9 protein-coding genes are annotated in these 12,302 nt (G+C 56.4%); 7 read left to right on the forward strand and 2 right to left on the reverse strand.

The window, feature by feature from the left end:
- The first annotated feature begins 338 nt into the window (after window positions 1-338).
- From NB063_RS14445 to purN, 3 genes are all read left to right on the forward strand, one after another.
- A complete protein-coding gene (locus NB063_RS14445) occupies window positions 339-1,241 on the forward strand; it encodes a DUF1559 domain-containing protein (RefSeq protein WP_250929445.1) in 903 nt (300 codons plus the stop codon).
- Window positions 1,242-1,606: 365 nt separating this feature from the next.
- Window positions 1,607-5,074, forward strand: coding sequence for an isoleucine--tRNA ligase (gene ileS / locus NB063_RS14450; protein ID WP_250929731.1), 3,468 nt, complete (start codon window positions 1,607-1,609; stop codon window positions 5,072-5,074).
- Entirely contained in the window at window positions 5,074-5,667 is a 594-nt protein-coding gene (purN, locus tag NB063_RS14455) for a phosphoribosylglycinamide formyltransferase (RefSeq protein WP_250929446.1), read from the forward strand. Before ileS ends, purN begins: the two co-directional genes overlap by 1 nt.
- Window positions 5,668-5,673: 6 nt before the next feature.
- On the opposite strand, the gene NB063_RS14460 is transcribed toward purN, so the two are convergent.
- Both NB063_RS14460 and NB063_RS14465 read right to left on the reverse strand, forming a co-directional pair.
- Window positions 5,674-6,606 carry a histone deacetylase family protein gene (locus NB063_RS14460; RefSeq protein WP_250929447.1) on the reverse strand — a complete coding sequence of 311 codons (933 nt, stop codon included), beginning with the start codon at window positions 6,604-6,606 and terminating at the stop codon, window positions 5,674-5,676.
- A gap of 14 nt (window positions 6,607-6,620) precedes the next feature.
- Window positions 6,621-6,986, reverse strand: a complete 366-nt coding sequence (locus tag NB063_RS14465; protein ID WP_250929448.1) for an HPF/RaiA family ribosome-associated protein — start codon at window positions 6,984-6,986, stop codon at window positions 6,621-6,623.
- A 252-nt stretch (window positions 6,987-7,238) separates the two neighbouring features.
- On the opposite strand from NB063_RS14465, the gene NB063_RS14470 reads away from it, so the two are divergent.
- From NB063_RS14470 to NB063_RS14485, 4 genes are all read left to right on the forward strand, one after another.
- Complete coding sequence (locus NB063_RS14470; protein ID WP_250929449.1) at window positions 7,239-9,608, forward strand: FAD-dependent oxidoreductase; 2,370 nt, start codon at window positions 7,239-7,241, stop codon at window positions 9,606-9,608.
- Between the two features lie 142 nt (window positions 9,609-9,750).
- A complete protein-coding gene (locus tag NB063_RS14475) occupies window positions 9,751-10,893 on the forward strand; it encodes a M48 family metallopeptidase (protein WP_250929450.1) in 1,143 nt (380 codons plus the stop codon).
- On the forward strand, window positions 10,890-11,549 hold the full coding sequence (locus NB063_RS14480) for a TIGR00266 family protein (protein WP_250929451.1): 660 nt from the start codon (window positions 10,890-10,892) through the stop codon (window positions 11,547-11,549). Before NB063_RS14475 ends, NB063_RS14480 begins: the two co-directional genes overlap by 4 nt.
- A gap of 57 nt (window positions 11,550-11,606) precedes the next feature.
- Window positions 11,607-12,290 carry a TIGR00266 family protein gene (locus NB063_RS14485; RefSeq protein ID WP_250929452.1) on the forward strand — a complete coding sequence of 228 codons (684 nt, stop codon included), beginning with the start codon at window positions 11,607-11,609 and terminating at the stop codon, window positions 12,288-12,290.
- The last annotated feature ends 12 nt before the right edge of the window (window positions 12,291-12,302 follow it).

Consider the following 12,302-nt stretch of genomic DNA (forward strand, 5'->3'; position numbering starts at 1 on the left):
CGGACCAAGGAGCCTAAGCGACGCAGTTCCGGCACGACTGAGCAAGTGAACGCCGGAACTCGCAAAGCCTCGGTCCGGCCTACAGTTCGCGGCAGTTTCGCCAGATGATTCCTGCATACCTGCTTAGATCGAAAGGCCGCCTGCGGTCGATTATTCCCCGTTCGCCGGTTTTGCTCAAAATACAGGCCTATAAGCCAGTTTCTGTGCCGAATCGGAGAATCCCTGTGTGATACAATAGGGCCGCTTTGACGCTCTTGGGTTGGCGTTAAAGGATCTGACGGCACCGCACGAGGGCGAGGCGAATGGGTGAGTGGGAAGTGAAGCGGCACAGAATTGGCATGTCAAGATCGGCTTTCACGCTGGTCGAATTGCTGGTGGTAATCGCGGTGATTGGGGTACTGATCGGGCTGTTGTTGCCGGCCGTGCAGGCGGCGAGGGAAGCTGCTCGGCGAATGCAGTGCTCAAACAATCTGAAACAGATCGCACTGGCCTGCCACAATTATCACTCCGTCTATCGCCAATTGCCGCGGCAGCAGGATCCCAATCACGAGCACACGTGGGCCGTAGGCATTTTGCCGTTCATCGAGCAAGGTGCGATTTACGAGCGATATGATTTTAACGTGGATTGGGATCATTTGAACAATCGCGAGATCATCAAGACCAACATCAACACCTACCTGTGCCCGACGACGCCTGATAACCAAATGTATGCCCACGATGGCGGGTTTCCCTCTGCGACGACGGATTACGTGCCGCCAGGGGCGATCGCATCGGATTTGAATCAATCCGGCTACATCACGAGACGCCATAAGCCGAACGGGATGTTGCGTGGCACTCATATCACCCGTTTTCGCGATGTTTTGGATGGGCTTTCCAATACGCTGTTGCTGACCGAATGCGCCGGCCGGCCGCAGTTTTTTGTCATCAACCGGCTCGGTCCCGCCACAAACGTCAATGGTTGCGGCAATGCTGACGTCAGCGGATCGCTATCGAAATGGGGCGGTTGGGCGAATCCGGGCCACTCGATTCCGATCCACGGATTCCAAGGCGACGGGTTGAACTGTACGGGGCCGTACGTCATCAACAAAACCAACAACAACGAAGCCTATTCGTTTCACACCGGTGGCCTGCAGATCAATTTGGCTGACGGGAGCGTGCGATTCATCTCCGAGCAGATTGACGCCAACTTGTTCGTGTCGCTGATCACGTATCAAGAAAACGAGGTCGTCGGCGAATTCTGACGTAGGCGTCGTTGGTTTTACTGGGCCCCAGTTCGGGGTTGGGAGTCGATGTGGGCGGGCAATCGCCAGCCCGGATGTAGTCGTTGTCGACGTGTTCGCCGGAAGTGGCGGTCCAGGCGGTGGAGGAATCTCAAGGGGGCAAAACAACCGGGGCTGGGGAAAAAGGCGTTGAGAACCTAAAGTGGGGCGTTCTTGCCTAAAAGTTTTTTTCTCCACAACCCGGTTCCCTCAAGGTTTGGTTTTCGATGACCGCGAAACCCACCCAGTCCTCAGCCCCCGCCACCGCGTCTCCGTCGCCGTCGAAGCCATCGAACGCATTCGCGGCCGTCTCGGCGAGCCCCTCTTTTCCTGCCCTGGAAGAAGACGTGCTCGCGTTTTGGGACGAGCACCAGATTTACGAGAAATCGTTGGCCCGTCGCGCCGACGCACCGACCTTCGTGTTTTTTGAAGGTCCGCCGACGGCGAACGGGATGCCGCACCCGGGGCACTGCCTGACTCGCGCGATCAAGGACGTATTCCCCCGCTACAAAACCATGCGGGGCTATCGGTGTGAACGCAAAGCCGGGTGGGACACCCACGGGCTGCCCGTTGAGGTCGAGGTCGGCAAAGAACTCGGCATTCACAGCAAAGAGGAAATCGAAGCTTACGGCGTCGAGCCGTTTATTCAGAAATGTCAGCAGAGTGTTTGGCGTTACATGCGGGAGTGGGAAACGCTCACGCGGCGGCTCGGGTTTTGGGTCGACCTCAAACAAGCCTACGTCACCTACCATCAATCTTACGTTGAGAGTGTTTGGTGGAGCCTCAAGAACCTGTTCGATCGCGGGTTGCTCTACCAAGGCCACAAAATCGTTTGGTGGTGGGCTCAGGGGGGAACCGCGTTGTCGGCCGGCGAAGTCGGACAGGGATACCGCGAAGTCGCCGACCCGAGTGTTTATGTTCTGTTCCCTTTGATCAATGCCGATGCGTCCGCACCCAAACGGTCGCTCGTCGTGTGGACGACGACGCCGTGGACGTTGCCGAGCAACATGTACGCGGCGGTGAAGGAAGACCTCGACTACGCGGTTGTCGAAGACAGCGAAACCGGTGAGCAACTCGTCCTCGCCGCAGCGTTAGTTGAAACCCTCGCTGGGAAGATCAAACGCGACCTGAAACTTGTTGAATCAGTCTCCGGTGCATCCTTGGTTGGCCAACGTTATGAGCCACCTTTTGCCGACTACAAGGACAGCCTTTCCGACCCGCAAGGCAGCTTGAAATCGGGTGAGAAAGAATACTTGTACTGGAGAGTCGTCGCGGCCGATTTCGTTACGACGGACTCCGGTAGTGGACTCGTCCACCTCGCGCCCGCATTTGGTGAAGTTGACTACGAGGTGCTCGCCGTTGAGCGAGAACGTTTCGTTGAGCTGGAACGCCCTGACTTGTTGTGCGCCGTCGGGCCAGATGGGAAATTCACCGACGAGTTTGCTTCGCTGAAGGGCGAGTGGGTTAAGTCGACCGATAAAACGCTGACGCGGCGCCTGCGTGACGACGGAAAACTGTTGCATCAAGAGCAGTACTTGCACGACTACCCATTTTGCTGGCGTGCCGATGACGATCCGTTGATCCAATACCCTCGCGAGAGTTGGTTCATCCGGACGACCAAATTCCGTGATCTGATGTTGAAGAACAACTCGCAAATCGGATGGCAGCCTGAGCACATCCGCGATGGACGGTTCGGCAATTTCCTCGACAGCAACGTGGATTGGGCGCTCTCGCGGGAACGTTACTGGGGCACGCCGTTGCCGATTTGGGTTTGCCAATCAACCGGACAAATGGAAGCGATCAGCAACTACGACGAACTGCTCGCAAAGCCCGACGTCCAAGGCACCGAAGTGTGGGAGGCCGCGAAGGCGGCTAACCCCGAACTCGCCGATGACCTGCGCGTTCACAAGCCGTACATCGATGCGGTGACTTACGCGTCACCGTTCGCCGACGGGGCGCGGATGAAACGTGTCACCGAAGTGATCGACTGCTGGTACGACAGTGGTGCCATGCCGTTTGCGCAGTGGGGATGGCCGCATCAGAATGACGATCGCTTTGCCGAGCAATTCCCAGCGGACTTCATCAGCGAAGCGATCGATCAAACCCGTGGATGGTTCTATAGCCAACTCGCGATCAGCACGATGTTGTTCGGCGAAGGCGCGAGGGTCGATGTGTCGGACGCTCCTGCCACGAGCGCCGACGATAAAGCGAACAGCACAATCGCCCGCTCTGCCGATCAATCCTACCCACACCCGTATCGCAATTGCATCGTGCTCGGGTTGATGCTCTCGCAGTGGTACGAAGCCACGCCGAGTGATGGTGGCGCGAAAATCATCGCGCTGACCGAAGAGGAAACCGCTGAACACGCTGGGGTGACGTTCACTAAGAAGACCGGCAAGATGTCCAAGCAGTTGCGGAATTACCGCAGCCCGTCGGAGATCTTTGATCGTTACGGAGCCGACGCGATGCGTTGGTACTTCTTCGCCAATCAAGCTCCTTGGAACTCGATCATCTATGCCGATGGCGCGATCCGTGATTCGATTCCGGAATTCTTGTTGCGGTTGTGGAACACGTTTAGTTTCTTCACGATCTACGCAGAGATTGACGGTTTCGATCCGACAACCGCGACGGGAGTGGACGATCAACTCACACCTGAAAGTCTCGCGTCGGCACCCACGTACCGACCCGTCGCCGAACGCAGCGAGATCGATCGCTGGGTGATTTCAGAACTCAACGTTGCGATCGATACCATCGTTCAACGGATGGACAATCTCGATAACTACAACGCCTGCCAAGCGATCACGTCGGTGCTCGATGGTTTGAGCAATTGGTATGTGCGCCGAAGTCGTGATCGTTTCTGGGCCAAAGACACACAGTCGCAGGACAAGCACGACGCCTACTGGACGTTGTATGAATGCCTCTTGCAGCTCACCAAAGTGATCGCCCCGTTTGTACCGTTCCTGTCCGAAAAGTTATGGCAAGAACTCACCAAGCCGTTCGGTGACCGCGTGCTCTGCAGCGTGCACTTGTGCGATTACCCATCCGTCGATGAAACTCGAATCGATGCCGATTTGTCGCGATCGATGAAAGTGCTTCGTGAAATCGCATCGCTCGGTCGTTCGGCTCGCGCCGACGCCAAATTGAAGGTGCGACTGCCGCTCTCCGCGGTCGAAGTCATCCTGACGGACGATTCTCAAATCGCGTGGTTGCAATCGCATGATTCGCTTGTCCGCGAAGAACTCAACGTGAAGACGGTCGCCTACACCACCGATGGTGGCGATTACGTTCAGTACAGCGTTATGCCGAATTTCAAACGGCTCGGTCCAAAAGTCGGCAAGCAAATCCCCGCGGTCAAGAAACTGCTCGGTGAAGCCGACGGCAATGATCTGCTCAGCCAATTGCAGGCGACCGGAAAGGTTACGTTGACATTGCCCGATGGCAGTACCCTCGAACTCGATAACGATGACATCGAAGTGCGTCTGAAGGCTCGCGAAGGATGGGCGGCCGCGCAGGGGCCAACTTGCGTTGTCGTGCTCAATACCGAAGTCACCGACGAGTTGCGTCGCGAAGGCATCGCAAAAGATTTGATCCGGGCGATTCAAAGCCAACGCAAAGTGATCAGCTGCGATTATACCGATCGCATCGAAGTCGGCATCGTGACACAGGACGCGGAAATGTTGCGTGCGATCGAGTTGCACACGGAGATGATCTGTCAAGAAACCTTGGCCGAGCAATTGGTGCTCGATGCGTTGCCAAAACTTTCGCCCGTCGAGATCGAAAACGGTGAGCTGTTCGTCGCGAAGGTGAACGCCTGATGTCGAGTTCAGAGTTATTGCCGATCGCGGTTTTTCTCAGTGGCAGTGGTCGCACGTTGGCCAATCTGCTTCGTCATCGTGATGAGCATGGATTGCCGATCGACATCCGGCTCGTGATCAGCAGCCGGAGTGACGTTCGAGGTGTGCAGATCGCGAAAGAAGCTGGAATCGAAACGATGGTCATTCGCGAACGCGACTATCCCGATGCCAATGGCTACAGTGCCGCGATGTTTGCCCCGATGGCCGAACGCGGCATCGAGTACGTGGTCATGGCGGGATTTCTAAAACACGTTTTGATTCCGGACGCGTTTGAGAACCGCGTTTTAAATATTCATCCGTCACTTCTGCCCGCCTTTGGTGGACAAGGCATGTACGGGCATCATGTTCACGAAGCCGTGCTGGCTCGTGGCGTTCGGATTACCGGATGCACGGTCCACTTTGTCGACAACCAATATGACAACGGACCCATTCTCCACCAACGTTCTTGTCCGGTGTTGCCGGACGACACTCCCGATACGCTCGCTGCGCGTGTGTTCGAGCAAGAATGTTTGGCATTGCCCGAAGCAATCGCGATGTTGCCGCGGAAAGCGTAGAACGCTTTAGACTTCGAGTAGCGTTTCCAGGTAGACGGTGATCGAATCGGAGAGTGCTTCGGGGTTGTAGCCGCCCTCGAGCACGCTGACCAATCGACCGCTGGCATGTTTGGCTGCGACGTTTAATAACGTCTTTGCGATATCGCCAAAGTCTTCGGTGTGCAGGCCCAGAGAACCTACCGGATCGTCAACGTGTGCGTCGAATCCAGCGCTCGCGATCACGAGTTCTGGTTTGATCCGATCAGCGAACTCGGTGACTTCGCGAGCAAACATTTCTCGCTGCTGAGCACGTGGGGTGCCCATCGGGACGGGCACGTTCTTCGTTGTTCCCCGTCCCGCACCGGCCCCCGTTTCTTTCGCCGATCCGGTGTGGGGCCAAAAGTTGTCTCGGTGCATCGAAAAGTATCCGACTGATGCATCGTCCCAAAAAATGTCTTGTGTCCCGTTGCCATGGTGGACATCGAAATCAACGATCAGGACACGTCTGATTCCGAGCGAATGGATCGCATGTCGGGCTGCCACGGCGACGTGGTTGAACAAGCAGAATCCCATCGCTTGATCTGCGGTGGCGTGGTGTCCTGGGGGGCGGAGCAAGCAGAATGCGGTGTGGTCTTCGTCGGCGACCACTCGGGTTACCGCATCGCAGACTGCGCCGGTTGCCGAGCAAGCGACTTCATAAGATCGATTGGAAAGTCGGGTGTCCGCATCCAACCATCCACCCCCGGAGGACGCAACACGCTCGACATGGTCGATGTGTTCGGGGGCGTGTGCGAGACTCAGTTGTTCTCGCGTGGCGGGTTCCCAGGACGGACGTCGGCAGGCGACGTCGAGTCCCAGGAAACTCAGATGACGTACGATCGGCAGCAACCTTTTCGGGCTCTCAGGATGGTCGCCCGTCTGATGCTCCATGAAAACCGGATCGTAGTACAACAGCGTCATCAGCAGTCGATCACCTAACCCAACGGTTCGGCATCGATGATGACACTTTCATGGCGATGTTCCAATCGGCCGAGAGTTTTCTCGACCAAATGCAGCAGCTTGTCCGCCGCGCCTTCAAACGCGTCTTTGACGGTCGTGTCATGATGACGCACCGACAACGGTTTCAGTCCGCGTAGTCGAGCCTCCATCACACACCGTTTGTCGTTGTCGTCATTGTGCCCAATGTGTTTGTCACGGGCATGCTCTTCGGCCAAAAACACTTCGACTCGAGTAATCCGGTCCTCGTAACGTCCTAAAGCGTGCTCGACTGATTCCTGCACATGTGCATGAAGGATCTCGTCGCCTTGGATGTGGTTGTCGGTGTGAGTTTGAATCTGCATTTGGTCAGCCTTTGAAGGGTGATGATGGAGTGGGCAACGCGCCGCACACTTCTCAATTATAGTGCAAACCTCGCACCGTAGTGCGTGGCACTGGTAGAATTAACTGCCGTCGTTCCAGTCCCTACAATCCCAACCCTGGGTGAGCGGAAACGTTCCTAAAGTGTGCCGCGACCGCTCACCCGCCAGGAATTTCCGTGGCTCGGACCTTGATTCCTTCCTCCCCCTCCCTCCCCCGCCAATTGCGATAGAAAAATGCTGTTGCTTCGATATTTACATGTCTCCTTATCCAATTCCCACGCTCGTTTGTGCGGATTGGCTGCCATTTGGACGGTGACGTTTGTTCTCTTGTCCCCGGGTGTTACCTCCAACGTGTTTGGCGAAGAAATCTTCGTTGAAACGGAAAGTTTTGCTGACCATGGTGGCTGGAAACTGGACACTCAGTTCATCGAACAAATGGGGTCACCCTACTTACTCGCGCATGGGCTCGGGCAACCCGTGGACGATGCGCGAACAACGATTTCGGTGACCACGCCGGGAGAATATCGAGTTTGGGTGCGAACACTCGATTGGGTGGCACGCTGGGCAGCCTCTCCGTCGCCGGGGCAGTTTCAAGTGTCCTTCGATGGGACGCCGCTGAAGCCAACATTTGGTACCGAATCGGCCGTGTGGCATTGGCATGACGGCGGAGTGGTTCGTCTCTCGGCCGGTGACCACGAGGTCCGTCTCCACGATCTCACCGGATTTGATGGCCGCTGCGACTGTTTGTATCTGACCACCGACGTTGATCGCGAGACGCCGCCGCCGGCCGTAGACGACGTGCTTTCACCGTGGCGGAGAGAACAGCTCGGGCTGCCCCGCGATCCGGTTACCGAAGGCCCTTACGATCTCGTGGTTATCGGTGGCGGATATGCCGGCATGGGGGCCGCGTTGTCGGCCGCGAGAATGGGATGTCGCGTTGCCTTGATCCAGGACCGTGGCGTTCTCGGCGGTAACGGATCAAGTGAGGTCCGCGTGTGGGCGATGGGGAACATACGACGCGGCAAATTTCCGCGGATCGGTGAGATCATCGAAGAATTCTGTGACCATGCGACGAAATCTCCGGGGACATATGAAGAGTTCGGTGACGACAAAAAAGAAGCGATCGTTCTCGCCGAAGCCAACATCGATTTGATGCTCAATCATTTTGCCTATGCGGTGGACGCGCACGATGCCAAAGCGGGCAAAGCGGAAAACGCACCCGCCCGTCACATCGATGCCGTTCGTGTCATGAACACGCATACGGGTGAAGATTTGCGAGTCACCGGAGAGATGTTCGTTGACTGTACCGGCCATGGATGGATCGGCGAATGGGCAGGAGCGGATACCGACATGACGCCTGGAGGACGAATGGGCATGAGCAACATGTGGAGTTGGGCCGAAGGGGAGTCTACAAAAACTTTCCCCGAAACTCCGTGGGCTCTTGATTTGACGATGTCTGATTTTCCATACCCGCGTGATCATCACGGACAATGGTTTTGGGAAAGCGGGTTCGACATTGATCCGATTGGCCAAGCCGAAGCGATTCGTGATTGGAATCTGCGAGCGGTCTATGGTGCGTTCAATGCGATGAAGAACCGAGATGGCGCTGATAATCATCGCACCGCGGAACTGACTTGGGTCGCGTACATCGGCGGGCCACGCGAGAGTCGACGCATCATGGGCGATGTCGTCCTGACGCAGGACGACGTGGTGAGCAAACGCGAGTTTCCCGACGGTTGTGTCCCGAGCACGTGGTCGATCGACCTTCACTATCCGAAAAAACAATACGCGGCGAAGTTCCCCGAGAACCCGTTTATCAGCGTTGCCGTCCATGATCGTCGAGTGGACCGCACGTACGGATACCCGGTACCGTACCGATGCTTTTACAGCCGCAATGTTGAGAATCTGTTTACCGCCGGGCGTTGTATCAGTGTCACGCACGAGGCGCTCGGCACAGTTCGAGTCATGAAAACGTGCGGCATGATGGGCGAAGTCGTCGGTAAAGCGGCGTCGATCTGCACGCTGCACGATTGTTATCCTCGCGATGTCTATGAATCGCACTTGGACGAACTGCTGACGCTGTTGCGTCTCCCTGGCAAGGCGCGTCGGCAGACTCCAGCGAGTGAGATTGTGATTCCCGATGATGCGATGGAGTTGGCCAGTTCGATCGGTCCGATGCCGGGACGCAAGCCTGCGGAGTTGTCTGGCGTGGTGATCGACGATCGTGACGCGATTCGCACAGGCAATTGGAAAGAAGGGACAGGTCTACGCGGCTATGTTGGTTGGTCATATCGTTACGCGAGTGAGAATTCATCGGCGTCGGCTCGCTTTGAAACCAAACTTGAGAAAGCGGGACGCTATCGACTGAAACTCTACAATCAACCTCACGCCAATCGCGGCACGACGGTGCCAGTCTCGGTGGAAGTTGCCGGAAAAGCGATTTCAACCTTGCGAGTGAACCAGAGCGTCACCCCGGAATCGGGAGCAATCGATGCAGGTGAATTTGACTTGCCGTCCGGCGAGACCGTCAGTGTTGTGTTTACGACCGAGAATGCCGGCGGTCTCGTTCACATCGACGCGGTCGCGTGGGAGTTCGTGGAATAAGCTACGTCCGGGATGTGTCCATTGACGACCCGTCACTCGTTGTAAAAAAGTGCGGTGCGGGACAAACGGCAGTCGCAAAAAGTGTTAAAACGTTTCACTGAGCCAGTCTCAGTGCTCGGGCTCTCACTTTGGCGAGGACACAATGGAACAAACTTTCTCTGGCGGCGTTTTCAGCGATTCGCTCGACGGTGGTCGGGCGGGGGCGGAGATCGAACTGATGCCTTCAGGAGTCGGCGCACGCACTCCGGACGGGGAAGCCTTCGTGATCCCGTATCGTGATTGTCAGGTCGAGGTTGGGGGCTTCAGCGGGCGGATGGTTTTTTGTCGTAGCGCCGACCGCAGCCTGACGATCTTTTGTGAAGAGTCCAAGTTCCCCAAGGCGTTGTCGTTCGCGTCGTCTGGGATGCTCGATGATCAGTTGAAATTAGGTGCAAAGCAACGCCGCAGTGAATCCCGACGCGGCCTCTTGATCGGCACGTTTCTGACGGTCGGGTTTCTACTGTTGGTCGTGGGCGGGTATTTTACGATTCGGTCCGGCGCCCGCGCCGCGGTGTTGGCCTTGCCCGTCAGCATTGACGCCCAAATCGGCGACGCCGCTATGGATTCGATGGATCTCGGCGGTCCCGAGGTCGACGATCCCGTGGTCATCGCGGCGCTCGAGTCGATTGTCGATCGTCTCGCACCGACCGCGGCCGTCGAGGGAATCGACTTTCGCGTGCACGTGGTTGATTCACCCGAAGTCAATGCGTTTGCGTTGCCGGGCGGAAACATGGTCGTCTACACCGGATTGATCCGTGATGCGGAGACGGCGGAGCAAATGGCTGCGGTCTTGGCACATGAGATGTCTCACGCGACGCTGCGTCATGGATTGCAACGGATCGGCCAATCTCTTGGGATCTGGGCCGGCGTGTCGCTGTTGATTGGTGATCTCAGTGGGTTGATGGGGGCCGGTGTCGACATGCTGCAGATCGCATCGGTCAACAGTTATTCGCGTGCTCATGAAAACGAAGCCGACGAGGAGGGGATCCGAATGCTGTACGCTGCCGAGATCAATCCGGCCGCGATGGCGGACCTGTTCCAATTGATGAAAGAAAATCAAGCTGAACTGCCTGGAATTTTCTCTTGGGTCAGCACACACCCCGATCATGCATCTAGAATAGCGAACGTCCATGACCAAGTCGCCGCACTGCCGCCTCGCAAGTATCGCGAGATCAGTGTGGATTGGCCCGAGGTCAAACGACGCATAAACCAGGACGACAACAGGGAAAATGCCGAGGTCGAATGATGCAAACTCAAATCCGTGACAAGCCTTCGTTCGCCAACATTCACGTGCGGCTCGAACCCGGTGACCAGATTGTTGCCGAAGCCGATGCGATGGCCAGCATGAGTTCGACGATCGATATGAAAACGCAGTGGAGTGGTGGATTCGTCAAAGGCGTTTTGCGGCGAATCTTTGGCGGTGAATCGATGTTCGTCAACACGTTCTCGACGCAGTCCGGTGGCGAACTCGTTCTGACGCAGCCCTTTCCTGGTGACATTCAGTGCATCGAGTTGAAAGGTAACACGATGTTTCTCCAGCCCGGTGCATTCATCGCGTGTGAACCCGGCGTGAAATTGGGGCTTGGATGGGCAGGTTTGAAAATGTTCATCGCCCGTGAAGGATTGTTCCGGCTCAAGGTGAGTGGGACGGGGCGGATCTGGTTCGGCGCTTACGGTGGAATCTTTCAACGCGAAATTGATAGTGAGTACATTGTCGACTCGGGACACCTCGTCGCCTACGAACCCACCGTGGCAGTCAAGATCGCGTTGGCGGGTGGGATCTTTTCGAGTTTCTTCAGCGGCGAAGGTTTGGTGACTCGCGTGACCGGACCAGGGAAAATTTACATGCAGTCACGTTCGTTCGACGGGTTGGCCGCGTGGACCAATTCGCATCTGTATTGATCAGCCGTTTTTCAGAAAACACCACGCATAATTCTCAACCGATGGTTCGCTAGCATCATGCATCATCAACTACTCGCCCAACCGGCCATGTCCATTGCCAAGCTGACGCTTCAAGCGGGTGAGTCGATCACTTGCGAAGTCGGTGCGATGATTGCGATGTCGAGCGGGTTTACCGTCGAGACGACTTCACGAAACAAAGGTGGTGGCGGAGGCCTCGCAAAAGGGCTCAAGCGTATGTTTGCCGGAGAGAACTTTTTCCTGAATCACTTTACTGCCACGGCTCCGAACCAATCGTTATGGATCGGCCCTGGACTACTCGGTGACGTGATGCATTATCCGTTGAGCGGAGGATCGTTGATCGTCCAAGGTTCGAGCTGGCTCGCCTCGGCGGTCGGTATCGAAATCGACGCGACGTGGCAGGGGCTCGGCAAAGCGTTGTTTAGCGGTGAGGGAATGTTCTGGGTCAAGTGCAGTGGTCGAGGCGATTTGTTCTTGAACAGTTTTGGAGCCATCTACCCGGTGGACGTTAATGGCGAGTATGTCGTTGACACCGGGCACATCGTCGCTTTCGAAGACACGTTGAATTTTAAAATTGGAAAAGCTGGCTCAAGTTTGGTCGGCAGTATTCTCGGTGGCGAAGGTTTGGTTTGCAAATTCAGCGGCCAAGGAAAGCTTTATTGCCAAAGCCACAATCCGCCTAGTTTCGGAAAACTGCTCGGACCGAAACTGAAAGCACGGTAGTCCCCTCGTCGG

Origin of the sequence: Aporhodopirellula aestuarii (genome assembly GCF_023701485.1) — a bacterium.
Classification (GTDB): Bacteria; Planctomycetota; Planctomycetia; order Pirellulales; family Pirellulaceae; genus Rhodopirellula; species Rhodopirellula aestuarii.

What these genes read in the sequence shown, in the direction of transcription:
- NB063_RS14445 (WP_250929445.1), top strand. Translation starts at nt 339, where the DNA reads ATGTCAAGATCGGCTTTCACGCTGGTCGAATTGCTGGTGGTAATCGCG.
- purN (WP_250929446.1), top strand. Translation starts at nt 5,074, where the DNA reads ATGTCGAGTTCAGAGTTATTGCCGATCGCGGTTTTTCTCAGTGGCAGT.
- NB063_RS14460 (WP_250929447.1), bottom strand. Translation starts at nt 6,606, where the DNA reads ATGACGCTGTTGTACTACGATCCGGTTTTCATGGAGCATCAGACGGGC.
- NB063_RS14465 (WP_250929448.1), bottom strand. Translation starts at nt 6,986, where the DNA reads ATGCAGATTCAAACTCACACCGACAACCACATCCAAGGCGACGAGATC.
- NB063_RS14470 (WP_250929449.1), top strand. Translation starts at nt 7,239, where the DNA reads ATGCTGTTGCTTCGATATTTACATGTCTCCTTATCCAATTCCCACGCT.
- NB063_RS14475 (WP_250929450.1), top strand. Translation starts at nt 9,751, where the DNA reads ATGGAACAAACTTTCTCTGGCGGCGTTTTCAGCGATTCGCTCGACGGT.
- NB063_RS14480 (WP_250929451.1), top strand. Translation starts at nt 10,890, where the DNA reads ATGATGCAAACTCAAATCCGTGACAAGCCTTCGTTCGCCAACATTCAC.
- NB063_RS14485 (WP_250929452.1), top strand. Translation starts at nt 11,607, where the DNA reads ATGCATCATCAACTACTCGCCCAACCGGCCATGTCCATTGCCAAGCTG.